Origin of the sequence: Olsenella uli DSM 7084, assembly GCF_000143845.1 — a bacterium.
GTDB classification, from domain to species: domain Bacteria; phylum Actinomycetota; class Coriobacteriia; order Coriobacteriales; family Atopobiaceae; genus Olsenella; species Olsenella uli.
Genome location: NC_014363.1, coordinates 1,698,389 through 1,722,962, shown reverse-complemented (window position 1 = coordinate 1,722,962; position 24,574 = coordinate 1,698,389). Strand labels below are relative to the sequence as shown.

20 protein-coding genes are annotated in these 24,574 nt (G+C 65.2%); 14 read left to right on the top strand and 6 right to left on the bottom strand.

Annotated elements, in window-relative coordinates; all coding sequences use genetic code 11:
• Positions 1 to 17 precede the first annotated feature (17 nt).
• Genes OLSU_RS07505 through OLSU_RS07495 form a run of 3 tightly spaced genes read left to right on the top strand, consistent with a single transcriptional unit; the run spans position 18 to position 2,650 of the window.
• Positions 18 to 560 (top strand): UBA domain-containing protein, encoded by a 543-nt coding sequence (locus tag OLSU_RS07505; protein ID WP_041549521.1) that lies wholly within the window; start codon positions 18 to 20, stop codon positions 558 to 560.
• Positions 553 to 1,239 (top strand): response regulator transcription factor, encoded by a 687-nt coding sequence (locus OLSU_RS07500; RefSeq protein ID WP_013252353.1) that lies wholly within the window; start codon positions 553 to 555, stop codon positions 1,237 to 1,239. The genes OLSU_RS07505 and OLSU_RS07500 overlap by 8 nt, the downstream gene beginning before the upstream one ends.
• Positions 1,220 to 2,650: a sensor histidine kinase gene (locus tag OLSU_RS07495; protein WP_013252352.1), complete on the top strand. Its 1,431-nt coding sequence runs from the start codon at positions 1,220 to 1,222 to the stop codon at positions 2,648 to 2,650. The genes OLSU_RS07500 and OLSU_RS07495 overlap by 20 nt, the downstream gene beginning before the upstream one ends.
• Before the next feature lie 109 nt (positions 2,651 to 2,759).
• Here OLSU_RS07495 and nrdG read toward each other — a convergent pair whose 3' ends face one another.
• The gene (gene nrdG, locus OLSU_RS07490) at positions 2,760 to 3,305 is read right to left on the bottom strand and encodes an anaerobic ribonucleoside-triphosphate reductase activating protein (RefSeq protein WP_013252351.1); all 546 of its coding nucleotides are present in this window, start codon (positions 3,303 to 3,305) and stop codon (positions 2,760 to 2,762) included.
• Positions 3,306 to 3,326: 21 nt separating this feature from the next.
• Positions 3,327 to 5,549, bottom strand: a complete 2,223-nt coding sequence (gene nrdD, locus OLSU_RS07485) for an anaerobic ribonucleoside-triphosphate reductase (RefSeq protein WP_013252350.1) — start codon at positions 5,547 to 5,549, stop codon at positions 3,327 to 3,329.
• A gap of 440 nt (positions 5,550 to 5,989) precedes the next feature.
• On the opposite strand from nrdD, the gene OLSU_RS07480 reads away from it, so the two are divergent.
• Positions 5,990 to 6,781, top strand: coding sequence for a Cof-type HAD-IIB family hydrolase (locus tag OLSU_RS07480; protein ID WP_013252349.1), 792 nt, complete (start codon positions 5,990 to 5,992; stop codon positions 6,779 to 6,781).
• On the opposite strand, the gene OLSU_RS07475 is transcribed toward OLSU_RS07480, so the two are convergent.
• On the bottom strand, positions 6,778 to 9,744 hold the full coding sequence (locus OLSU_RS07475) for an insulinase family protein (protein WP_013252348.1): 2,967 nt from the start codon (positions 9,742 to 9,744) through the stop codon (positions 6,778 to 6,780). The two genes, OLSU_RS07480 and OLSU_RS07475, sit on opposite strands and share 4 nt — an antisense overlap.
• Before the next feature lie 159 nt (positions 9,745 to 9,903).
• Between OLSU_RS07475 and OLSU_RS07470 the strand changes: the two genes are divergently transcribed.
• Positions 9,904 to 10,923 carry a DMT family transporter gene (locus tag OLSU_RS07470; protein WP_013252347.1) on the top strand — a complete coding sequence of 340 codons (1,020 nt, stop codon included), beginning with the start codon at positions 9,904 to 9,906 and terminating at the stop codon, positions 10,921 to 10,923.
• A 97-nt stretch (positions 10,924 to 11,020) separates the two neighbouring features.
• Here the strand turns inward: OLSU_RS07470 and OLSU_RS07465 are convergent, their stop codons facing one another.
• Complete coding sequence (locus tag OLSU_RS07465) at positions 11,021 to 11,470, bottom strand: universal stress protein (protein ID WP_013252346.1); 450 nt, start codon at positions 11,468 to 11,470, stop codon at positions 11,021 to 11,023.
• A 216-nt stretch (positions 11,471 to 11,686) separates the two neighbouring features.
• Between OLSU_RS07465 and OLSU_RS07460 the strand changes: the two genes are divergently transcribed.
• From OLSU_RS07460 to OLSU_RS07440, 5 genes are all read left to right on the top strand, one after another.
• Entirely contained in the window at positions 11,687 to 12,640 is a 954-nt protein-coding gene (locus OLSU_RS07460; RefSeq protein WP_013252345.1) for an undecaprenyl-diphosphate phosphatase, read from the top strand.
• A 369-nt stretch (positions 12,641 to 13,009) separates the two neighbouring features.
• Positions 13,010 to 13,981, top strand: coding sequence for a glutamate ABC transporter substrate-binding protein (locus OLSU_RS07455; protein ID WP_013252344.1), 972 nt, complete (start codon positions 13,010 to 13,012; stop codon positions 13,979 to 13,981).
• Positions 13,982 to 14,062: 81 nt separating this feature from the next.
• Positions 14,063 to 14,722 (top strand): amino acid ABC transporter permease, encoded by a 660-nt coding sequence (locus tag OLSU_RS07450; protein WP_013252343.1) that lies wholly within the window; start codon positions 14,063 to 14,065, stop codon positions 14,720 to 14,722.
• The gene (locus OLSU_RS07445; protein ID WP_013252342.1) at positions 14,719 to 15,561 is read left to right on the top strand and encodes an amino acid ABC transporter permease; all 843 of its coding nucleotides are present in this window, start codon (positions 14,719 to 14,721) and stop codon (positions 15,559 to 15,561) included. The genes OLSU_RS07450 and OLSU_RS07445 overlap by 4 nt, the downstream gene beginning before the upstream one ends.
• A gap of 19 nt (positions 15,562 to 15,580) precedes the next feature.
• The gene (locus OLSU_RS07440) at positions 15,581 to 16,360 is read left to right on the top strand and encodes an amino acid ABC transporter ATP-binding protein (protein ID WP_013252341.1); all 780 of its coding nucleotides are present in this window, start codon (positions 15,581 to 15,583) and stop codon (positions 16,358 to 16,360) included.
• A gap of 615 nt (positions 16,361 to 16,975) precedes the next feature.
• Here OLSU_RS07440 and hcp read toward each other — a convergent pair.
• Both hcp and OLSU_RS07430 read right to left on the bottom strand, forming a co-directional pair.
• A complete protein-coding gene (gene hcp / locus OLSU_RS07435; protein WP_013252340.1) occupies positions 16,976 to 18,589 on the bottom strand; it encodes a hydroxylamine reductase in 1,614 nt (537 codons plus the stop codon).
• Positions 18,590 to 18,781: 192 nt separating this feature from the next.
• A complete protein-coding gene (locus OLSU_RS07430; protein WP_013252339.1) occupies positions 18,782 to 20,059 on the bottom strand; it encodes an alpha-amylase family glycosyl hydrolase in 1,278 nt (425 codons plus the stop codon).
• A gap of 267 nt (positions 20,060 to 20,326) precedes the next feature.
• Here OLSU_RS07430 and OLSU_RS07425 point away from each other — a divergent pair, with 267 nt between their 5' ends.
• The 4 genes from OLSU_RS07425 (at position 20,327) to OLSU_RS07410 (ending at position 24,572) form a co-directional block, all read left to right on the top strand.
• On the top strand, positions 20,327 to 21,340 hold the full coding sequence (locus OLSU_RS07425) for a LacI family DNA-binding transcriptional regulator (protein WP_013252338.1): 1,014 nt from the start codon (positions 20,327 to 20,329) through the stop codon (positions 21,338 to 21,340).
• A gap of 49 nt (positions 21,341 to 21,389) precedes the next feature.
• Entirely contained in the window at positions 21,390 to 22,715 is a 1,326-nt protein-coding gene (locus OLSU_RS07420) for an ABC transporter substrate-binding protein (protein ID WP_013252337.1), read from the top strand.
• A gap of 88 nt (positions 22,716 to 22,803) precedes the next feature.
• Positions 22,804 to 23,709 carry a carbohydrate ABC transporter permease gene (locus OLSU_RS07415; RefSeq protein ID WP_013252336.1) on the top strand — a complete coding sequence of 302 codons (906 nt, stop codon included), beginning with the start codon at positions 22,804 to 22,806 and terminating at the stop codon, positions 23,707 to 23,709.
• Positions 23,709 to 24,572 (top strand): carbohydrate ABC transporter permease, encoded by an 864-nt coding sequence (locus tag OLSU_RS07410; RefSeq protein WP_013252335.1) that lies wholly within the window; start codon positions 23,709 to 23,711, stop codon positions 24,570 to 24,572. The genes OLSU_RS07415 and OLSU_RS07410 overlap by 1 nt, the downstream gene beginning before the upstream one ends.
• Positions 24,573 to 24,574: the final 2 nt, after the last annotated feature.

Here is a 24,574-nt window from a genome sequence, read left to right as displayed (position 1 = left end):
CGAAGGGACCCATGGCCATGGAAAGACTCGAGAAGGTCGAACTCATCCGCGAGAAGTGCGACGTCAGCTATGAGGACGCTAAGGGGGCGCTCGACGCCAACGGCGATGACGTGCTGGATGCGATCATCTGGTTGGAGCGCTCCGGCAAGGCGAGGACCCAGAGTGCGCACTGCTCCACCAACTCCACGGCGCAGCAGCCCGTCTCGGACGAGATGCGCGCAGCCCAGGAGGCCTACCAGGAATCCGCCAAGCGGACCGACTTCTGGGAGCACGTGCACTCGGCGATGGGGGTCATCAAGGACCTCCTGCGCAAGAGCGTAGAAACCAGCTTCGTGGCCGAGCGTAACGGCAGGCAAGTCCTCTCCGTCCCCGTGCTCGTCATGCTCTTGGGCATCCTGCTGTGGGGTGCGACTATCTGGCTGGTCATCATCGGCCTCTTCCTTGGCCTGCGCTACCGTTTCGAGGGGGTGAGGAGCGTGACCGTGGACCTCAACGGCGCGATGGACAAAGCGGCCGATGCCGCCGAGACGATCAAGAGGGACCTTACCGGCAATGACTAGGATCCTGGTCGTAGAGGACGAAGAGAAGATCGCGCGCTTTGTCGAGCTCGAGCTCCGTCACGAGGGCTACGAGGTCGACAAGGCCGCGGACGGGCGCTCTGGCGTGGAGGCGGCCCTCTCGTCCGACTATGACCTGGTCCTCCTTGACGTGCTGCTGCCGCAGCTCAACGGCATGGAGGTCCTGCGCCGCCTGCGCCGTCAGAAGGACACCCCGGTCATCCTGCTGACCGCACGCGATGCCGTGATGGACAAGGTGGCGGGCCTCGACGCCGGGGCGGACGACTACATCACCAAGCCCTTTGCCATCGAGGAGCTCCTGGCACGCATCCGCGTGACGCTCAAGCACCGTGAGTCGGGCCAGCTGCCTTCGACGTCGTCCGCCACGCTTGCGGCCTGCGGCGTCACGCTCGACCCAGATCGTCACGAGGTCCTCGTCCAAGGTGAGCCAGTGGCCCTCACCAACAGGGAATTCGAGGTCCTGCACGCCCTCATGGCGCACAAGGGGGTCGTCCTCACCCGCGCGCGCCTGGCGAGCGAGGCGCTGGGGTACGAGTACGTGGGCGAGACCAACAACGTCGACGTCCACATCGCCCACCTGCGCTCCAAGATCGACGATCGCTTTGGCATCAAGCTGCTTACGACGGTCCGTGGGGTGGGGTATGTCGTCCGCGAATCCTGATGCGTCCCTCGCTCAGGCGCATTGGGAGCCCGATCACCAGGGTCGCAAGCCACGTGGACGTGAGCTGCGCAGACGTGATTCGCCCGGTCTGCACGGACGTGGGCGGATCTCGTCCATTGCGCGCTCCATCAGCTGGGGCTTCTGGTGGCGCCGCCTGGTCGGCTTCATCTCCCTCGACGTGGTCCTGCTTGCCGTGGCCCTTGCCCTGGTCCTACACGGCTACAACCGGGCCCTGCCCGAGGGCTCCTTCGTGGACTGGTATCGCCCTGCGCCGGGCACCACGGTACGCGTGGGCGGCCCCTCCTCCATCCCAGGTGACCTGCGCGGCGTCACGTACGTCGTTACGTCTCCCAGCGGGGGGGAGCGTAGCTTTCCGCTGGGTGCCGACATGCTCGACGCCTGGCCCCTCTACGTCGTGGTGCTCGTGGCCCAGGCCCTCTCCCTTCTGGGTGGCCTGGATGACACGCGGCGCGTGAGGCGCTCGATGGCCCCCTTGAACGACCTGGCGCTGAGGGCCGAGGAGCTGGGCAACGCAAGCGTCATCGATCCCAGCAAGATGGAGAGCCTCGAGCAGGCCATAGAGCGGGCGACGGTCGAGTCGCCCCGGGTCGTCACGGGCGACCAGGATCTCGCGAGCATCGAGGTGGCCCTCAACAGGCTGCTGCGGCAGATGCAGGAGGCCAAGCTGCAGCAGATGCGCTTCGTGAACGACGCAAGCCACGAGCTGCGCACCCCCATCGCCGTCATCCAGGGCTACGTGAATATGCTGGACCGTTGGGGGAAGTCCGATGGTGACGTGCTCGATGAGTCCATCTCGGCGCTCAAGGTCGAGAGCGAGCACATGCAGGAGCTGGTCGAGCAGCTCCTGTTCCTCGCACGTGGCGACTCGGGCCGCAACTCCCTCAGGAAGGCTCCCGCCAACCTCGCGCGGATCGCCGTCGAGGTCTGGGAGGAGTCCGCCATGATCGATGCGGGCCATGCCTACCGACTCATGTTCGACGAGGGGTTGGCGCATGACGGGCGCTTCGCGACCACGGGTGATGTCGCCCTGCTCAAACAGGCGGTTCGCATCGTCGTGCAGAATGCGGCCAAGTACTCGGATGCGGGGACGCCCATCTCGTTTGACGTGGGCTCAGACACACACGGCATCGGAGACGACCGCGGGGGCGGAGGCAGCGTCTGGGTCTCTGTGGCCGACGAGGGCGTCGGCATGTCGCCTGGTGCCGCCGACCACGTATTCGAGCGCTTCTACCGTGCGGACAACGCGCGCGAGCGGGGGACGCAGGGATCGGGCCTGGGCCTCTCCATCGCCAAGTGGATCGTCGACAGCCACGGCGGGTCCATCGAACTGCTCTCGCGCGAGGGCGTCGGCTCCCGGTTCACGCTGCGCGTCCCGCGCGCGGCGGGCTGACGGCGTGGCGGACCCCGCCCGCCACATACGACCGATTCCGGCGGCCCGCCGGCAAGGGCCGCCCTCGCCGTGGCGTCCGCCAGCCGCCGCGGTCCGCCAGCCGCAGCGCCTACCAGCCGTGCGTCGCGTAGACCGCCTCATCCTCCCAAAGGACGACCTCGCCCGTGGCAAGCGAGCGGGGAACGTCGATGAGGCGCTGGTTGCGCGAGCCACGGAAGCGCAGGCCGATGTCGTACTCCGCCCGGACGAACGGACCATCCACCAGGACGTCCAGCGTGGCGAGGATGCGATCCATGTCAGGGCTGGCATGGTCGCCGTCCCCCGTGAACTCCTCCCACGTGCGACCGGAGTACAGCCAGATGTCCTTGGCGGGATACGCCGCGCGCACCCTCTCGAGGAAGGGTGCCAGCACGGTGGCGTTCTCGGGTTCGGTGGGCTCGCCGCCCAGGACGGACAGGCCGTCCACGTACGATGGCGAGAGGGACTCCAGGATCCTGTCCTCGACCTCGACCGTGAAGGGATCCCCCACATGGAAGGACCAGGCTCCGGAGTTGAAGCAGCCCGGACAGCGTAGCCGACAGCCCGAGACGAAGAGGGAGGTGCGCACCCCGACCCCGTTGGCGATGTCGCAGTATTTGATGCTTGCGTAGTTCACTGTCAGCCTTCGGTCACGCTGTTAGAGGTGCAGCACGCGATCCTTGATCTCCTCCGTGCGACCTTGGTTCCAGAACTGGGTGCCAATGTAGCCGCAGGTCCTGCGGGCGACGTTCATCTTGGACTGGTCGTGGTTGTGGCACTTGGGGCACTCCCAGACCAGCTTGCCGTCATCCTCGACGATCTGGATCTCGCCGTCGTAGCCGCATACCTGGCAGTAGTCGCTCTTGGTGTTGAGCTCGGCGTACATGATGTTGTCGTAGATGAACTGCATGACGCGCACGACGGCCTCGAGGTTGTCCTGCATGTTGGGGACCTCGACGTAGGAGATGGCTCCGCCGGGGGAGAGGCGCTGGAAGTCGGACTCGAAGCGGAGCTTGGTGAAGGCGTCGATGTCCTCACGGACGTTGACGTGGTAGGAGTTGGTGATGTAGCCGTGGTCCGTGATGCCCTTGACCATGCCGAAGCGCTTCTGCAGGCACTTGGAGAACTTGTAGGTCGTGGACTCGAGCGGGGTCCCGTAGAGCGAGTAGTCTATGTCCTCGGCGGCCTTCCACTCGGCGCACTTGTCGTTCATGCGCTGCATGACCGAGAGCGCGAAGGGTTTGGCCTCCTCGTCGGTGTGGCTCTTGCCCGTCATGTACTTGACGCACTCGTAGAGGCCGGCGTAGCCCAGGCTGATGGTCGAGTAGCCTCCGTAGAGAAGCCTGTCGATGGTCTCGCCCTTCCTCAGGCGTGCCAGTGCCCCGTACTGCCAGAGGATGGGCGCGGCGTCCGAGAGGGTGCCGCAGAGGCGGTCGTGACGGTAGCGCAGCGCCTTGTGGCAGAGCTCGAGACGCTCGTCGAGGATCTGCCAGAACCTGTCTGCGTCCTGCCCTGAGGAAAGCGCGACGTCTGGCAGGTTGATGGTGACGACGCCCTGGTTGAAGCGGCCGTAGTACTTGGGCTTGCCAGGGACGTAGTTGCCGGCGTTGGCCACGTTGCCGTAGCCCCCCTCAGAGCGGTCGGGGGTTAGGAACGAGCGGCATCCCATGCAGGTGTACACGTCGCCCTCGCCCTCGACCTCGCCGGTCGAGAGCTTGTACTCCCTCATCTTCTTCTCGGAGATGTAGTCGGGGACCATGCGCTTGGCGGTGCACTTGGCGGCAAGGCGGGTGAGGTAGAAGTAGGGGTCCCCCTCGTGAACGTTGTCATCCTCGAGCACGTAGATCAGCTTGGGGAAGGCGGGGGTGATCCAGACCCCCTCCTCGTTCTTGACGCCCTGATAGCGCTGACGGAGCATCTCCTCGATGCAGAGCGCGAGGTCGCTCTTCTCCTGCTCGTCCTTGGCCTCGTTGAGGTACATGAAGACGGTGATGAACGGCGCCTGGCCGTTGGTGGTCATGAGCGTCACGACCTGGTACTGGATGGTCTGGACGCCGCGGGCCACCTCCTCGCGCAGGCGCTTCTCGACCAGCTGGCCGATCTTGTCCGCACCAGGGCGGGCGCCGATGGCCTCCATCTCCGCGTACACCTGGCGACGGATCTTCTTGCGGGAGACGTCGACGAAGGGCGCGAGATGGGCGAGCGAGATGGACTGCCCTCCGTACTGGGTGGAGGCGACCTGGGCGATGATCTGCGTGGCGATGTTGCACGCCGTCGAGAAGCTATGGGGCTTCTCGATCATGGTGCCGGAGATGACGGTGCCGTTCTGCAGCATGTCCTCGAGGTTCACCAGGTCGCAGTTGTGCATGTGCTGGGCGTAGTAGTCGGCATCGTGGAAGTGGATGATGCCGGCCTTGTGCGCCTCGACCACGTCGGCGGGGAGCAGCTCGCGCATGGCCAGGTCCTTGGAGACCTCGCCGGCCATGTAGTCGCGCTGGACGGACACCACGGTGGGGTTCTTGTTCGAGTTCTCCTGCTTGACCTCCTCGTTGTTCGACTCGATCAGCGAGAGGATCTTGTCGTCGGTCGTGTTCTTGTGGCGCTTCTGGTTCTGCAGATAGCGGTAGATGATGTACTTGCGGGCGACGGCGAAGCGATCGAGCGCCATGATCTGGTCCTCGACGAGGTCCTGGATCTCCTCGACGGTGACGGTGTGGCCTGCGGCCTTGCAGGCGTCCTCGACATTCAGGGCGGCGAAGCGCACCTCGCGCTCGGTGAGGCGCTCGTCGGCGGTCACCTCGGCGTTTGCGGCGTTGATGGCATTCACGATCTTCTCGAGGTCGAACTGCACCTCGGAGCCGTTGCGCTTGATGATCTTCATGTCTTCTCCCGTTTGCTTGGCCCTGCGCTGCTGCCCTGTCTGACTCTGCACTGCTGTGCCGTTGGAAAGGTGGTGCACGCCAGTGCCTGCCGGAAGGGATGTCCCCAGCCGGTCCACACCTTGTGCGCAAGAACACTATGACACAAGTTGTTGGGTATATGCGAGAACAAAATACTAGATATTGTTGGAAATAACGCTTGACTTCCTAAGAGGGGAGGCATTGCGCAGGTACCAAATTGGTTCTGTATCAACACTTTTGGCAAATGGGCGAGAGGTGCTTCGGCGTGCCTCCTGCGGGGCAACGGTTTGTCCACATTGGGTGGTGCCGTACGCGCCGAGGCTCGCGCGGGTTGGCCGTGGTGCAGAATGAGGTGCCGGGAGGCGGCCCGTCGGTGGCTTGCCTGAGCCTTCGCGTCACGCGCCAGCTAAGGAGACCGAGGATGACCGCATGGAAGAAGCTCGAGGATATCCGCGCCGCGTTCTTTGACGTCGACGGCACCCTCGTGAGCTTGGAGCAGAACTGCGAGCCAGAATCCACCAAGGAGGCGCTCAGGAGGTTGCGCGCGAACGGCATCATGCCGTTTCTCTCGACCGGTCGTCCCAAGTACACGCTGCAGCCGCTTGACCTGGGCGGCTTCGTCGCCTTCGTCACGATCAACGGCCAGTACTGCTACACGCGGGAGAGGGTCCTCTACAAGAACCCGCTCAACGGGCATGACGTGGCGACCGTCGTGGGACAGGTGCGCCAGGGACTCTATCCCGCCCTGTTCCAGGAGGCGGAGCGCTGCTACGCCAGCGACCACAGCTCCCGCGTCCGCGACATGGAGCACTTCGCCAACCAGAGCTACCCCGAGGGCGACCTCCAGTGGGCCCTGGACGGCGACGTCTACCAGATCAACGCCTATGTCTATCCGGGCGAGGAGCAACAGATCCTGGACGCCACCGACGACCTCAAGGTGACGCGCTGGACCGACAAGTTCGTGGACGTGATGCCCAAGCATGGCGGCAAGTCTCTGGGTGTCCTGCGCATGTTCGACCTCTTTGGCCTGCGCCCCGAGGAGACCATCTGCTTTGGCGACGGAGAGAACGACCTGGGCATGTTTGGCGTCTGTGGCACCTCGGTGGCGATGGGCAATGCCTATGACCTGGTCAAGCGCCATGCCGATCACGTGACTGACGATGTGGACCACGACGGCATCTACAACGCCTGCGTGCGCCTGGGCCTGATTTAGGCATTGCCCATCAGGTCCACGATGCTGTCGAAGCGCACGGAGGACGCCTCGATGGCCTCGCGTGGGCCGAAGACGCAGACCAGGCGCTCCTCCTGTCGGTCGGCCAAGGGCCTCGCGAGCGTACGGATTCCGTCTGCGGTCACGGCAAGCTCCTGCGCACGGATCTGTGCGCGCCAGTCGGCAGGCCGTGCGCCAAAGTGCTCGCTGTCCTGTCGGCGGGCGATGGCGCGTGGCTTGGCTGGCGCGTCGTGGGCTGCGATGACCGAGACGATGTAGCCATCCAGCTCCTCCTGCGTCCCCGCCCAGCCCGCAAGCCAGGCGGCTGCGGTGCGGTAGCGCCCGAGGGTCGCGTCGACGCTGGGGTCGCGATACGACCAGAACTGCAGGTTTCCTGGGGTAGTGCGGCGGAAGCCAACGCCGTAGGCCCCACCCTTCACGCGGACCTCGTTCCACAGGTAGTCGAAGGAGAGGGCACGTGCCGCGACCTGCCAGTCGCCGATGCTGCCCGTGTCGAGCGCGGAGCGCGGCGAGCCCGCCACGACGAAGCTGACGTTGGAGGGGATGACGAACGCCTCGTTTGCGGGTGAGGGAAGCGGCGCCTCGAGCCGGTGGGCACAGGCCTCCCCGGAAGTCCCGTCGACGGCGGCGAGCCCCAGGGTCCCGCCCACCTCCCAGAAGCGCGCGAGGTCCTCATGGCTGCCGGTGAAGCTCACGGTGACCTCGTCCGCCGTGAAGACGCGACGCTGGAGCTCGGCGAGCTTGGAGGCCAGGGCGTCCCTGCGCTCGTCCCAGTGGGCGAGAAGCCCCTTCAGGAACTGGTAGAAGCCCACGCCTCCCATCTGGTCCGCCACTGCGGCCGAACTCGAGAGGTGCGCGGCGAGGCGCGATGAGGCACAGGAGTGTCCCAGGTTGGCGAAGCCTTGCTCCAGCGCGACGCGACGCTGGGTCAGCGCGGCGAGAATGCGGTCGTCGTCCGCGAAGGACGTCGAGGACCATACCTCGGAGGGTATCGTGGCCAGCTGTGCCATGCGCTCGGACAGGGCGCTGGCACCTACGACCAGCACGGGGTGGGCGAAGGTCGCATCGTCGTCCCGGCCGTAGGTCTCACAGAAGAAGTCCAGGCTGCCGAGGTTCTCCTCGACCAGCGTGTCGAGCTCGGCGGCGGAATGCGCGCGGGTATCGAGCTTGCCGAGGAGCTCGGCCAGGACGGCGGCGTAGGGCAGCTCCTCGAAGGTCAGGCGACGCAGGTCGAAGTAGTGGTAGGCGTAGCCGATCCGGTGAGTCGGCAGGTCATGGTAGAGGCAGGGGAGGGGGGCCTCCACCTGCGCAAGCGGCCTCTCCTCGGGCGCATCTGCGATGTCGTCGACACCCAGGCGTGGCAGCTTGGCCAGGTCGGAGGCCTCGTCGGGAGCCTCCTGCTCCGCACGCAGGCACCCCACCTCGGCGATGATCGCGTCAAGCTCCGCGTCCGTGAGCCCCTCCTTGAGATCCCTCAGTTCGCAGGCCTCCTCGTCTGCCGCGCCCGAGGTGGTGGGCACCAGCTCGATGGCCGCGCAGTGCATGGACTCGCATATCAGCCCGCGCAGCAGCCCCTCGAAGTAGTCGGACTCCAGGCCCGCGCGCATGTGGTCGATGGCATCCTGGTAGCGCAGGTAGTCCACGGGATGGCCGTCGTCGTAGAGCCAGCTCGAGAGGACCTGCATGGAGAGGGCGACGCCATCGCCGCAGGAGCCCCAGTCGCCCTCGCGCAGGTTGAACTCGGCCTGGGCGAGCGATGCCGAGAGGCGCGTGCGGTCGATCCCGTCTGCCACGAGCCTGCCGCAGACGTCCTCCACAAGCCGCTGGAACCGTGCCGCCACGCCGGGCCTGGCTCCCTTGAGCTGGAACATGGCCTGGGGTTGGAGCTCACCGTCGATCAGGGAGGCGATGAGGTCGTCGCCCAGGCCCGCGTCGAGGACGGCGCGCTTGAGGGGTGACTCGTTGGAGCCGCAGAGGGCATCCAGCAGGACGTCCGTGGCCAGGACGCGTTCCCGGTCCGTGGCCAGGCCGACCACGTAGGCAAGGCCGACGGAGGCGTTCTCGGGCGCGGTGGCCATCTCCACGCGTGCGAGAGGCGCTCGCACGGGAGCCTGGACGTCGAGGGGGTTGGGCGCGCCGCAGCCGCCCTCGGTCGCCCCATCGAAGCGCCGTGCGATGAAGGCGAGCTCACGGTCGATGTCGAGGTTGCCGTAGAGGATGGTGTAGCTGTTCGCCAGGGTGTAGTGGCGGGCATGGGCGTCAAGGAAGCGCTCGTAGCTGAGGGTGGGGATTGCACGCGGGTTGCCGCCCGACTCGTGGCGGTAGGCGGTGTCGGGGAAGAGCGCAGCGCTGAGCGCCTGGAACATCACGTCGTCGGGGTCCGACAGCGCACCCTTCATCTCGTTGAAGACCACCCCGTTGTAGCTGAGGGGGCCGTCCCTCTCGGCCAGCTCGAGATGCCAGCCCTCCTGCTCGAAGATGCGCGGGCGCCGGTAGATGGCCGGGTGCAGCACCGCGTCCAGGTAGACGTCCATGAGGTTCTCGAGGTCCTGCGTGTTGGTCGAGGCCACGGGGTACATGGTCTTGTCGGGGAAGGTCATCGCGTTCAGGAAGGTCTGCATGGAGGTCTTGAGCAGGCTGACGAAGGGCTCCTTCACGGGGAAGCGATCGCTGCCGCACAGGACCGAGTGCTCCAGGATGTGGAACACGCCCGTGGAGTCCGAGGGAGGGGTCTTGAACGCGATGGAGAAGGACTTGTTGTCATCGTCGCAGGCGATCCATAGCGCGCGGGCGCCCGAGGCGTCGTGGCGCATCACGTAGGCCGTCGCCGACAGCTCGGGGAGCGCCATCGCGGACGTGACGGTGAAGCCTGCGTGGCTTGTGCCCGCCGCGAGGGCTGGGTCGCAGGTGGTGAAGGGTGTCCTTGCGCTGGTGTTGTCTGACATGCGCGCTCCAAGCCTGGCCGTCTCGAGGCGTGGCGCCCCAAGAGGTGATGTGTGCTTTCCGACAGCCCCCACTCTACCTGTCCTTTCGGTGGCCCTGTCGCGACGGACGGTGCTAAGGTGCAATGCGCCAGACAATCACCAGAGCGTGCGGGGGATGCCGTGAGCAATTGTGCCGCGAGGGACGAGCGGGCCGCAGCGAATGTGGCGGATGGGGCCCGCATGGCGGGCGAGGCCTGCGCGGCAGGCGAGGACCTGGCGGGCGACCCCCGGCCGTCAGGAGGGTCCCGTCCGGTCACGTCCCATGGCAAGACGCTGTTGAGGGGCATCGTTTTCACGCTGCTGGGAGGTACGCTCTGGGGCATCAACGGCACCGTGTCCAAGGTGCTTATGGACGCCTATGGCGTCGATCCCCTGTGGCTCGCCAGCGCACGCGAGCTCACCGCCTGCTGGCTGTTTCTGATCGCCGCGCGCGTGACCTCTCCCGGGCGGCTTCACGGCCTGCTGCACGACCACCATGCGCTTTGGGGGGTCCTGGGCATCGCCCTTGGCTCCATCCTGCTCTCGCAGGTCGCCTACCTCGAGGCCATCGACTGGACCAACTCCGCGACCGCGACGGTCCTGCAGAGCCTCGAGGTCGTGCTGGTCATGGCCTACGTCTGCGTCGTGAACCGCCGCCGCCCACGCAGGCGCGAGCTCGTCGGGCTGGTGCTGGCGGTGGTGGGGACCTACCTGGTGGCGACGGGCGGCAACCCCGGCGAGCTTCGGCTGCCACCCATGGGGCTCTTCTGGGGCCTGGCCTGTGCCGCCGCCGCCACGATACTGGCGATCCAGCCCGTGCGCATGATCGGCCGCTGGGGCAACTTCGCAGTCAACGGCCTGGCCTTCCTCTTCGCGGGCGTCGCCCTGTCGGCGCTCTGCCATCCCTGGGAGCACATGCCCGCCCTCGACGCCTTCGGCGTCGCCCTGGTCATGGCGTCCGTCGTACTGGGAACCTTTGGCGCATATGCCCTCTACCTGCAGGGCGTCAAGGAAGTGGGCTCCGTGCGCGGCTCCATGCTCGCGACCACCGAACCCGTCATGGCCACGGTGAGCTCCGTGGTCTGGCTGGGAACGTCCTTCTCGCCCGCGGACCTCCTGGGCTTCGTCATGATCGTCGTGATGGTGTTCCTGACGGCGTAGGGTGCCTGCGGGCCCATGGGGCTACGGGTGCGTGGGACGGGGTCGCGGCCGAGGTCGCCTGCAGGTCCAGCCCCATCGATGGGTTACGCCCCGAAGCCTACTTCACGACCAGCGTGTCGCACTTGGCGTTGCGGATCAGGAACGTGGAGATCGAGCCGAGAAGGGCGTACTTGATCGACGAGAGGCCGCGTGCCCCGCAGATGATGAGGTCGGGCTCGATGACGTCGATCATCTCCTCCTTCAGGGTCTCGCGGATGCGTCCGGCCTTCACCGTGACCTCGACCTTCTTGATCTGGCCCTCCGCCTCGGCCTTGGCCACCTGCCCGGCGATCGAGCCGCGGAAGTCCCTCTCGAGGCTCTCGAGGAGGTCCATGGGGTAGGTCCCGGCGGTCTCCAGGGCAGTCGAGTCGATCACGTGGCCGACGTAGAGCTCCGCGTTGTTGTTTGCTGCCAGGATGATGGCCCTTTCGAGAACCTCCCCCTGCTGCTCCGTGCCGTCAAGGGAGACGAAGATCTTGTCGTATCCCATGTCCCGATAATCCACCATGTCGGACACCTCCCAGAACGTGCGGCCCATTGGACGTTAGCTGCAGTCTACCCACGACGTCTCCACGGAAGTCCCACAGCTGCGCGCGGTCGGGCGAGTGGTCGTGGTTCTCTTGTGTCGGTCGCCCGGCGCCGTCCGCGCGCTGTCATGATGGCTGTGCTTGATACGCCGCAAACGGGGCATCGGTCTTGCCCCGATGGGGATGAGGGGGAGTCTTTGGATAGCATCGAGCTGCTCAAGTCGGCGCTCTTTGGTCTGGTCGAGGGTATTACCGAATGGCTTCCCGTCTCATCGACGGGCCACATGCTGCTCCTCAACGAGTTCGTGCGGCTCGGTTCCTCCACGGACTTCTGGGACATGTTCCTCGTCGTCATCCAGCTGGGGGCCATCCTCGCGGTCTGCGTCATGTTCTTTGGCGAGCTCAATCCCCTCTCGCGACGCAAGGAGCCAGCCGCGCGTCGCTCCACCTGGGCGCTCTGGGCCAAGATCGTCGTCGCCTGCCTGCCCGCCGCCGCCATAGGCATCCCCCTCGACAACTGGATGGAGGAGCATCTGGGAAGCCCGTTCGTGGTCGCTGCGGCCCTCATCGCCTATGGCGTCCTCTTCATCCTCATCGAGACCCGCCGCGAGCACAAGGCCGAGCTCGCCTCGTCCATGGGGGAGGGGTCCCCATCCGTTCGCGGCAAGCACCTCGCGGCGCCCTCCCCGGAGGGGGACGGGTCCCATGCCAAGGCATCCCCCGCCGACCGGGACGCTCGCATCCAGGACACCGAGGACATCGACTGGCCGACCGCCATCGGCATCGGCTGCTTCCAGGTGCTCTCCATGGTCCCCGGCACCTCGCGCTCGGGGTCCACGATCATAGGCGGCCTGCTTCTGGGCTGCTCGCGTACCGTTGCGGCGGAGTTTACCTTCTACCTGGCCATTCCCGTGATGTTCGGTGCCAGCGCCCTGCGCCTGGCGAAGTACTTCCTCAAGGGCAACGTCTTCACGATGGAGGAGGCGGCGGTACTCTTGGTGGGATGCGCCGTGGCCTTCCTCGTCTCCCTGCTGGTCATCCGCTTTCTGATGGGCTATATCAGGCGGCATGACTTCAAGCCCTTCGGCTGGTACCGCATAGCCCTGGGCATTGCGACCATCGCCTACTTCGGCCTGCGGCTCGTGGCGTAGGGGTCTGGGCACTGGGTTCCCCGGCAGGGGGCTATCGCTTCCCGGGCGGGCGGGGTGGCGCAACGTGGCCGGCGCAGTCCTCACCGCGGCATTGGTCTCCTCGGGCGTGCGGGCGCGCGGGGTGGCGGGGCCATGCGGGGTGTGCGCCCCCCACGTTTGTTGCACGTAGGTTGCCGCAGGTATAGCCCTTGCATGAATGGGCATAATCGGACGAGCAGCGTGTCCTTCTCCGTCATCGGCCCTCACGATAGCGGGCTAGTCTCAAATGAACGGCTTTTTGGGTCTGCCGTGGGGCTACGATGTGGGACACCGTCCAGCAGGAGATTCGAGGGCAGCCCATCGCAGGGCTGCCAAGGGGAGAGGTGCACCATGGCACTCAGTGACATCATGCTTGACCGCCGCCAGGTCATCGGCCTGGGCTTCGCGACCGCTGCCGGCCTGGGCATCGCAGGCTGCAGCACCAATGACGCTGCGTCGACCGACTCCATGCCCACCGACGCGTCGTCGCAGACGGGCGCCATCGATGCGAGCGCGTTCGACGCGCTGCTGGCTGCCGGTGCCGTTGCCGACGATGCGTCCGTCTCGGCCAGCTCGTGGGCCAAGAGGATCAAGGATGCCGGCAGCTTCCGTTTGGGAGGCGTCCAGACCTCCACGCTCTTTGCCCAGCTGGATGAGACGGACGGCAAGCTCCGCGGCTTCGATGCCGGCCTTGCGCAGCTGCTCGTCCGCTACATCCTCGGCGACGAGTCCAAGTACGACTTCACGCAGGTCACTTCGTCCACGCGTGAGTCCGTCCTGCAGAACGACCAGGTGGACGCGGTCTTCGCGACCTACTCCATCACGGACGACCGCAAGAAGGCCATCTCCTTCGCCGGTCCGTACTACACCTCCCAGCAGGGCATCCTCGTGGCTGCCTCCAACAGTGACATCAACTCCGTCGATGACCTGGCCGACAAGAACGTCGCCGTCCAGTCCGGCTCCACCGGCCCCCAGATCGTCGCCGAGCTTGCGCCCAAGGCCGTGACCCAGGAGTTCACCACGGACGAGGAGGCGCGCACCGCCCTCGAGCAGGGCCGCGTGGACGCCTACGTCATCGACGTCACCATGCAGCTGAGCTCCATCGCCAAGAACCCCGGCAAGTACCGCCTCGCCGGCGAGGCCTTTGGCCCCACCGACGCCTATGGCATCGGGTTGCCGCTTGACTCCGACGGCGTTGCCTTCGTCAACGCGTGGCTCAAGGCCATCGAGGATGACGGCACCTGGGGGAAGCTGTGGAAGGTCTGCATCGGTGACCGCACCGCCGTCGCCAGCGTCCCCAAGCCTCCCGCGATCGGGGCCTAGCGTCGGCCAGGAGTCACCAAGTCGGAGGCCCTCCGTGCGCAAGAGCACCGAGGGCCTCCCCGCGTGAAGCAAGGAGGGGCCATGAGCTTCTCGGAGTTACTGACGAGCTACGGAGACCTGTACGTCCAGGCTTTTCTCAACACCTGGTCCATGACGCTCGTCTCGTTCGCCTGTTGCATGCTGCTTGCCCTGGCGGTTACCGTCATGCGCGTCTCGCCCGTCAGGCCCCTGCGCATGGCGGGAGACCTCTACGTGCAGATCTTCCGCAACATCCCGGGCATCTCGCTGCTGGTCATCCTGGTCTACGCGCTCCCCAACCTCAAGGTCGTCCTGGACTACCGCCTCTGCGTGATCATCACCGTGGTCCTCGTGGCGTCATCGTTTGGGTCGGAGAACTTCATGAGCGGCATCAACACCATCGGCGTCGGGCAGATCGAGGCCGCCCGCTCCCTGGGGATGAGCTTTCCCACGATGCTCAGGCTGGTCGTCATTCCCCAGGCCCTGCGCTCTGCGGTGCTGCCCATGACCAACCTCTTCGTGGCGGTGCTCCTGACGACGGCCCTGGGCTCGCAGGTCCCACTCAATCCTGCCGAGCTCACGGGGCTTGTGAGCTACATCAACACCCGCGAGGTCGGCGGCATCGTGCCCTTTGCCCTCTCCGCGCTGCTGTATGCGACCTCGGCCTTCGCCATTGGCGTCGTCGGCAATGCGGTGGACAGGAAAGTGAGGATAGTCCGATGAGCGCGCAGGCCTCCATCAGGGACGTGCTCTACGAGGAGCCCGGTCCCAAGGCACGACGTCGCATCCTTGTGGCCACCGTCGCCGCGGCCGTTGCCCTTGCGGTGCTCCTGGCGCTCGTCGTCCGGCGCTTCTACGTCACCGGACAGCTCGCGCCCAAGTTCTGGGCCTTCTTTGCGAGGCCCACGACCTGGGCCTTCCTGTTCCAGGGCTTCCTGGGGACGATGGAGGTCTCCCTCACGGCGGGCCTCATCGCCATAGCCTTGGGCTTCGTGCTGATGCTGGGACGCGTGAGTGGCAGTCGCATCCTGGGTGGCCTCTGCCGTGTGGTCATCAACTTCTTCCGTGGCGTTCCGAGCCTGCTGCTGATCTACTTCTTCTTCATGGTCGTTCCGCAGTACGGTGTGAGGATGCCCTCGTTCTGGATGATCACGCTGCCCGTGGGGCTGGCGGCCTCGGGCGTGCTGGCGGAGGTCTTCCGCGCGGGCGTCAATGCCGTGCCCCAGGGGCAGTCCGAAGCCGCGTACTCGCTGGGCATGCGCAGGATGAAGGTCATGTTCAAGATCGTCTTCCCCCAGGCCGTCCGCTACGTCATCCCCTCGCTGATCTCGCAGTTGGTCGTCGTGGTCAAGGACACCACGGTTGCCTACGTCGTCAGCTACCCGGACATGCTCCAGAACGCACGTGTGCTCATCAGCAACTACAGCGCGCTCGTCTCGACCTATTTCGTCGTGGCGATCATTTACATCCTGCTCAACTATGCGATCAACCAGGCGGCCATCGCGGTCGCGCGCCGCACCGACACCAAGATCATCACGCGTTCGAGCGAGAATCCCGTCTAGTCCCATCGATCGGAGAACCATGGCCTCTGAGCAGCAGAACAGCGAAGCGCCCGTCGTCCGTCAAACGCCCGTCGTCCGTCTTGAAAACGTCAACAAGCACTACGGTGACCTGCACGTCCTCAAGGACGTCAACCTGACTGTCCGCAGGGGTGAGGTCCTGGTGGTCATCGGGCCGTCCGGCTCGGGCAAGTCCACCATGATACGCACCATCAACCGTCTGGAGACCATCGACTCGGGATGCATCGAGATCGAGGGCCAGCCCCTGCCCCAGGAGGGCAAGGAGCTCGCCGCCATGCGCGCCGAGGTGGGCATGGTCTTCCAGTCCTTCAACCTCTTTGCGCACCGCACGATCCTGGATAACGTGACCATGGGTCCCATCGAGGTCCTGGGTACGCCCAAGGACCAGGCGAAGGCCGAGGCGATGGAGCTCCTGCGGCGCGTGGGCGTCGCCGAGCAGGCGCAGAAGGTTCCCGCCCAGCTTTCGGGTGGCCAGCAGCAGCGCGTGGCCATCGCTCGCTCGTTGGCGATGCACCCCAAGGCGATGCTCTTCGACGAGCCCACCTCGGCGCTCGATCCCGAGATGATCAACGAGGTCCTCGAGGTCATGGTCGAGCTCGCGCGCGAGGGGATGACCATGATCGTCGTCACGCACGAGATGGGCTTCGCCCGCCGCGTGGCCGACCGCGTGGTGTTCATGGCCGATGGCCGCATCATGGAGGAGGGTGCGCCCGAGGAGTTCTTCGATCATCCCCAGACCGAGCGTGCTCGCGACTTCCTGGACTCCATCAGGGGGCATTAGGCAATGTCAGCGGCGGCGGCAGTGGCGGCGGCAGCGGCAGTGGCAGCGGCAGCGGCGGCAGTGGCAGTGGCGATGATTTCAGCAGCTCTCCGGACGCTACGGACGTGTGGCGAGCTATTGTGAGTCGCATGCCGGGGGGCTTCACAATAACTCGCCACGCATCCATTTTTGAGAGTCTTAGGGACGGCTGACGAAGTATTGTGAGTGGCTTGCAGGACGAGACTCACAGTACCTCTCCACGTGTCCGCAAGGTGTGAAAAAGGCGGATGGGAGAGGAACTTCTGTGAGTAGTCGTGCCAGATGACTCACAGTAGCTCCTCTACCATCCAGAGGGCGTCCGAAAACGGACGTGTGGTGAGTTATTGTGATTTTACCTCTGACTTCACTCACAAAAGTTGCTCTCCCGTCCACCTGCATACCCCCTCTCGCATGCTCCTCACCTATACCCTGCGCGCCGCGCTGTCCCTTGCTGCAGTCTCGTTGCCGTAGTCGCAAGTGCGCGTGCCTGCCGTGTATGCCTGCCGTGTATGCCTGCCGTGTATGCCTGCCGTGTATGCCTGCCGCGCGTGCCTGCTGCATGCGCCTGCCGCGCGTGCCTGCCGTGTGTGCCTGCTGTTACGCCAGGCAGCCGGCCAGGTCGTCCTCGACGGTACCGGCGGGAGCGATGTCGTAGCTCTTGACCAGGACGTCCAAGACGCCGGGCGAGACGAACGCAGGCAGCGACGGCCCCAGTTTGATGCTCTTGATGCCCAGGTGGAGCAAGGTGAGCAGGACGCAGACGGCCTTCTGCTCGTACCAGGAGAGCACGATGGAGAGCGGCAGCTCGTTGACGCTGCAGTCGAAGGCCTTGGCGAGTGCCACGGCAACCTGGATGGCAGAGTAGGCGTCGTTGCACTGCCCCATGTCCAGGATGCGGGGGAGGCCGACAACGGTGCCCAGGTCAAGGTCGTTGAAGCGGAACTTGCCACAGGCGAGCGTGAGGACGAGGGAGTTGGCGGGCGTCGCCTTCACGAAGTCGGTGTAGTAGTTGCGGCCGGGCTTGGCGCCGTCGCAACCTCCGACCAGGAAGATGTGCCTGATCTCGCCGGACTTGACGGCGTCGATGACCTTGTCCGCGACACCAAGCACGCTGCCGTGGCCAAAGCCGCAGGTGACCTCATGGCCGCCGTTGATGCCGGTGAACTCTTGGGCCTCGGCATAGCCGCCGAGCCTCTTGGCCTGGTCGATGACGCCGGAGAAGTCCTTGGCACCTCCCTTGGTGTCATCAATATGGGCACAACCCGGGAAGTCGACCACGCCGGTCGTCCACACGCGGTCGGCGTAGGACTTGCGGGGTGGCATGAGGCAGTTGGTGGTCCAGAGGATGGGTGCGGGGAGGTTGTCAAACTCGCGCTGCTGGTTCTGCCAGGCGGTGCCGAAGTTGCCCTTCAGCTGTGGGTGACGCTTGAGCTCGGGGTAGGCGTGGGCGGGCAGCATCTCGCCGTGGGTGTAGACGTTGACGCCGGTGCCGTCAGTCTGGTCCAGCAGCTCCTCGAGATCCTTGAGGTCGTGTCCGGTGACAACGATGAAGGGGCCGTCCTCCACGGTGAGCGGCACGATGGTGGGAACGGGGGTGCCGTAGGTGCCGGTGTTGGCCTCGTCCAGCATGGCCATGCAGTCGAGGTTGACAGCGCCCGCCTCGTCCACCAGGACGAGAAGGTCGTCGGCCGCCGTGTCGGAACCGATGGCGGCCAGCGCCTTGTAGAAGAAGTCGAAGACCTTGCGGCTGCTGCGCCCGAGTGCGGCGGCGTGGTATGCGTAGGCGGCAGTGCCGCGGATGCCAAAGAGCACGAGCGACTTCAGGGAGCGCACGTCCTCGTCCCCCTCGTTCCAGAGCGCGTCCATGTCGAAGTCGGGCGTCGTGTCAAAAGGTGCGATGGCGGTCTTCACCGCGTGGACGTGGTCGATGGCCGCCTGCACGGAGGCGGGGTCAAAGTCGACGTTGGTGATGCAGGTGAAGAGGCCGCGCATGACGGCCCGGTCGCTCGCGGCAGTCGCGGCGGCACCCGCCACGATCCCCTGGGACAGCGCGATCATCGCGCCAGTGAGTTGGTCCTCGAGACCGGCGACCTCGGCGGATTTGCCGCATACCCCCTGTTTGCCGGTGCAACCCGTGCCGCGTGCGGTCTGCTCGCACTGGAAGCAGAACATCTGTTGGACCCTCTCGGGCGTGAGCGTAGCCTCGACCATGTCCCTCTCCTGTCGTCGGATGTCGCCACATGTGGCGGCGCCTCCCCTTCGACAGACAGTCAAGCAGGTATGTCACGCACGTTCTGTTTGATTTCCAACGAATGCTGAGGACTCGACGAACCCTGCGGACCCCATGGGCCCTGAGGGCTCGACGGAACTGACGGACTGGCCTCGTCGGTCCTCGTCAGGACCCTATGCTCGAAGGACGATGGGGGAGCCGTCACAGGAGAGCCTGCCGTCGCTCACGGTCACATCCCTCTCGTCCAGGAGGTTCCGGTAGTCGCCGTCCGCGAGGTCGACCTCGACCTCGTCGCGCTTGCCGCGCAGGCTGAACACGCCTAGCTTGCGTCCGTCGGCGTTCGTGCGCGCGAGCAGTGCGACGTCGCCTGCGGCCCGACCCGAGAAGACGTCATCCGCACCCAGGACGTCGTGCTTGATGCGACCCAAGCGGGCCAGCAGGCCGGAGAGGTCGCGCCCCGCGCCCCAGTCGATGACGTCCTTGTCGAAGAGGCTCGGCACATGCGTTGCCGCGACCTCCTGGCCGGCGTAGAGCAGGGCCGTCCCCTTGAGGAAGTACATGAAGGCAGTCAGGTTCTCGAGGTCCCAGCCATGCGCCTCCTGCGCGGCGATGCGCGGCAGGTCGTGGTTCTCAAGGAAGCGCAGCTTGTTGTAACCGGCGGGGTAGGTGCACTCCTGGAAGTCGAGGAGGTCCAGGTAATGGGCGAGCGAGATGGTGCCTGCCAGGTAGCCGTCGAAGGCCTCCTGCACGTCGTAGGCGTACTCGATGTCGAAGGCGGAAAACGCTTCGGTGTCACGGACGCAGTAGACCCCGCGTGCGCGCATCTTCCTGCCGAAGGAGCGGTGGACCGTCTCGGCCAGCCACACGCAGTCGGGGTTGACCTCGGCCACCTCGGCACGCGCGCGCCTCCAGAAGTCGACGGGGACGAACGACGCGACGTCGCAGCGGAAGCCGTCCACCAGCCGCGCCCACTGCACGAGGCCCTCGACCTGGTAGTCCCAGAGCTCGGCGTTGCCGTAGTCCAGGTCGATGATGTCCGTCCAGTCCCCCACGCGGTTGCCCGGCCTGCCGTCGGGCCTGCGGTAGAAGAACTCCGGATGTTGGGCAAAGAGGGTCGAGTCGGGAGAGGTGTGGTTGTAGACCACGTCGATCATGCAGCGCATGCCCTGCTCGTGGATGGCCCGGACGAGAAGAGCCAGGTCCTCGTAGCTGCCGTACTCGGGGTTCACCTCGCGGTAGTCGCTGTTGGCGTAGGGGCTCCCCAGCGTGCCCTTGCGGTCCCTCTCGCCGATGGGATGGATGGGCATGAGCCAGATCCAGTCGACACCCAGGCCCCTGATGCGCGGCAGGTCGCCGATGAGGGCCCTGAAGCTGCCCTCGGGTGTGTGGTTGCGCAGGTAGACCGAGTAGATTACCTGGTTCTGCAGGCGCGGGTCGGTGTCGGTTGCCATGGGCCTCTCCTTCGTGCGCGTGTCATTGCGCGTGTGGCGCGCGCCGTTGGCTTTACGGATGGGTCGGTATCTCGCCGAGACGGCCATATTGACCGCTCGTGAGTCAAAGCCTACCGCTCATACCGAAAAATCGTACGCTCACACCCATATGAAACAATCCACGGGCCACAGAGAACCTAAAATGCTATAAAGGTTCCATACGTTCTGGAAACGTTATCAGTAACGATACCAGAAACGTTTCCGAGCATACGGAAGGGAGGCGGGCCCATGACCATCAAGGACGTGGCGGAGTACTGCGGCGTTTCCGTGAGCACCGTCTCTCGCGTCCTGAACGACCATCCCGACGTGAGCGATTCCGTGCGCTCGATGGTCAACGAGGCCATCGAGCGGCTGCACTACGTGCCCAACAAGACGGCCCGCGACCTAGTCAGCGCCCCCTCGGCCACGCTGGGCGTGGTCGTGCGTGGTCGCGGCAACGCGTTCTTTGCCCCCATCATCGATGCCATCAGCCGCGAGGCGGCCGAGGAGGGCTACTCCCTGGTTCCCCAGATGATCACCTCGAACGAGGACGAGGTCTCGACCGCCGCCGAGTTCGTGCGCGCCAAGCGCCTGCGCGGCGTCGTCCTGCTGGGCGGTCACTTCGACTATACGCGGGCGGAGGTCGCCGGCATCAACGTCCCGTTCGTGTGCTGCTCGTTCGACAACCAGTTTGGCGACCTTGACAGCGCGGACTACTCGTCCGTCTCCATCGACGACACCGCAGAGGCCTTCAAGGCCACCTCGACCCTGATCGGGGCCGGCCACACCCATGTCGCCATGCTCCTGGACTCATCCTCGAGCAACTCCATCGGCGAGCTCCGCTACAAGGGCTACTGCGCGGCGCTGCTCGATGCCGGCATCCAGCTGGATGACGACCTCGTGGTCGAGGTCGGGGACTTCTCGATGGCCGCCACGTACGAGGCGACGGCCAAGCTGCTCGCACGCCGCCCCGACGTCACCGCGATCTTCGCCATCTCCGACCTGATGGGCGTCGCGGCCATGAAGGCGGCCTCGGATGCGGGCCTCAGGACTCCCGATGACATCTCGGTCATTGCGATCGATGGCATCGAGACGACCCTTTACACCATCCCTACCCTCACAACGCTCTGTCAGCCCCAGGAGACCCTGGGCAAGCAGGCGGTCAAGATCCTGGTCGACGTGCTGGACAAGCGGCTTCCCAGCAAGCACGTCAGGCTCGAGACCACGCTGCGCGAGGGTGGGTCGGTCGCACGTGCAAGGTAGTTTCCCCATGCGCCAAGGGCGTGGGGAGGAGAGAGAAGGAGTGTCTCACATGAAGGCAATCACTCGTAGGTCGTTCGTGGGCGGCGCCTCTGCCGCCGTCGTTGCCGGTCTTGCCGCCTGCGGCAACGCCGGTTCCGGCAGCTCCGAGTCGAAGGACAGGGCGCCCGAGGACCGCAAGGGCAACGTCTACTGGCTGAACTTCAAGCCCGAGCTGGACGAGACCGCCCAGGCACTCGGCAAGAAGTACATGGAGAAGTTCCCCAACGTCACCGTCAAGGTCGTCACCGCCGCGTCCGGCACCTACAAGCAGACCCTCACCTCCGAGATGGACAAGTCCGACGCGCCGACCCTCTTCGTCATCGGCAACCAGGATGGCGTCAAGGAGTGGGGCGACTACGCCATGGACCTCAAGGACACCGACCTCGTCAAGGCCCAGAACACCGACGAGTACAACCTGAAGGATGGCGACAAGGTCGTCGCCGCCGGCTACTGCTACGAGTGCTATGGCATCTGCGTCAACGACGACCTCGTCAAGAAGGCCGGCCACAGCACGGACGACATCAAGGACTTCGAGTCCCTGAAGGCCGTCGTCGAGGATATCCACAAGAACGCCGCGACCCTCGGCTTCGACGCCTTCGTCGCCACCGACCTCGACGACTCCTCCTCCTGGCGCGTCACCGGCCACCTCGCCAACCTCGAGTACTACTACGAGGAGAAGGACGCCGGCGATGCCTGGACCAAGGCGCCTGCCACCATCAAGGGCACCTACCTGCCCAACTACAAGAACCTCTTCGACCTTGCGGTCAACAACAGCACCGTCGAGCCCAACACGCTCGCCACGGGCGGGCACGACCCTGCGACCGAGTTCGCCAGCGGCAAGGCCGCCTTCATGTTCTCTGGTTCCTTCGGCTACGCCGACCTCGGGGGCGCCGTCGAGAACACATCCTGCATCCCGTACTACTGCGGCGTCCAGGGCGAGGAGAAGGCCGGCCTGAACTGCGGCACCGAGAACTGCTGGGCCGTCAACGACAACGCCTCCGACGAGGACAAGCAGGCCACGCTCGACTTCGCCCTCTGGCTGGTCAGCGACCCCGAGGCCGCCAAGTCCATGGTCGCCGAGCTCGGCGTCCTGCCCTTCAACGACGCCCCCGAGGGTGACAACCCCTACCTCAACGACGCAGTGTCCTACCAGAAGGACGGCTGCTACACGATGGACTGGGCGACCAACTACCAGCCGAACGTCAATGAATACCGTGCTGCGCTCGTCTCCGCGCTCAACGCCTACACGGCTGACATGAGCGACGCCAACTGGGAGCCGGTCAAGACCGCCTTCGTCGACGGCTGGGCTTCCAACTACCAGAAGGCCAACGTCTAAGGCATCGGCACGCGTACCGCACGTCAGTCGGGGCTGGGTGGGTTCCCGCGCCCGCTCGGCCCCTTTGTAGCCTTGTTAGGGGTCTCCCATGAGCAAGAAGAAAGTCAAGGGGGGAAGCATCCGGCAGAGCTCCATCAAGAAGTGGGCCATCATCTTCATCTGTCCCGTCTTCGCGGCGTTCTGCATCGGCTTCGTATGGCCGTTCCTCCAGGGCATCTACCTCTCGTTCTGCAACTTCAAGCTTGTCTCCAAGGCCACGTGGGTCGGCCTGGACAACTACGCGGCGGCATTCGCCGACGCGAGCTTCGCGCACTCGTTCTGGTACACCGCAAGCACCGCCATCGTGAGCCTCGCCCTGATTAACCTGATCGCCTTCGCCGTGGCATACGTGCTCACCCAGGGCATCAAGGGCTCGAACATCTTCCGTACCGTCTTCTTCATGCCCAACCTCATCGGCGGCATCGTCCTGGGTTACATCTGGTCGATGATCTTCGACGGCATCCTCCAGGCGTACGGCACCTCGATCCTGCTGGACACGACCTACGGGTACTGGGGCCTCATCATCCTGATGTGCTGGCAGCAGATCGGCTACATGATGATCATCTACATCGCCGGCCTGCAGGCGGTGCCCGAGGACATGATCGAGGCGGCGAAGATCGACGGCGCGAGCAAGTGGCAGACGCTCACGAAGGTCGTCATCCCCAACGTGATGCCCTCGATCACGATCTGCGTGTTCCTCTCGCTCACCAACGGCTTCAAGCTGTTCGACCAGAACCTCGCGCTCACCGGTGGCCTGCCGTACATCATCCAGCCCGACGGATCCACCATCAACACGACCGAGATGATGGCGCTCAACATCTACAACACGTTCTACACGACGGGCGCGGCCACCCGTGGCGTCGCCCAGGCGAAGGCGGTCATCTTCTTCGTCCTGGTCGCCGGCCTCGGACTTGCCCAGCTCGCCTACACCCGTAAGAGGGAGGTGCAGCAGTAATGGCCGGGAAGCAGGAGACCCTCGCCTCCGAGAGGCGCCGTAAGACCACACTGTCCGTCGTCCTCGCCGTCATCTGCGTCATCTACGTGCTGCCGGTCGTGGCCGTGGTGATCAACTCGTTCAAGCTGAACACCTATGTCAAGACCGAGACGTTCTCGCTGCCCACGTCGGAGAGCTTCGCCGGTTGGTCCAACTTCATCAACGGCATGACCTTCGGCAACTACCCGTTCGTCATGTCGGTGCTCTACAGCGTGTTCATCACCGTGGTGTCCACGTTTTTGATCCTGCTGTTCTGCTCCATGGCGGCGTGGTACATCGCCCGCGTGAACTCCAAGTTCTGCAAGGTCGTGTACTACCTCTGCATCTTCTCGATGGTCGTCCCGTTCCAGATGGTCATGTTCACCCTCTCCAAGACGGCCGACTCGTTGGCGCTCAACACGCCGTGGACCATCCCGGTCGTGTACCTGGGCTTTGGCGCGGGTCTCGCCATCTTCATGTTCGTCGGCTTCGTCAAGTCCATCCCCCTCGAGATCGAGGAGGCGGCCTCCATCGACGGCTGCGGTCCCATCCGCACCTTCTTCCTGGTGGTCCTGCCCATGCTCAAGCCGACGCTCATCTCGGTCGGCATCCTCGAGATCATGTGGGTCTGGAACGACTACCTCCTGCCCTACCTCGTGCTCGACATCAACGCGTACCGCACCATCCCCATCCACATCCAGTATCTCAAGGGCAGCTACGGCACCGTGGACCTAGGCGCGACCATGGCCCTCATCCTGCTCAGCATCGTCCCAGTCATCGTCTTCTATCTGCTCTGCCAGAAGCACATCATCAAGGGTGTCGCGGCAGGCGCCGTAAAGGGGTAGGA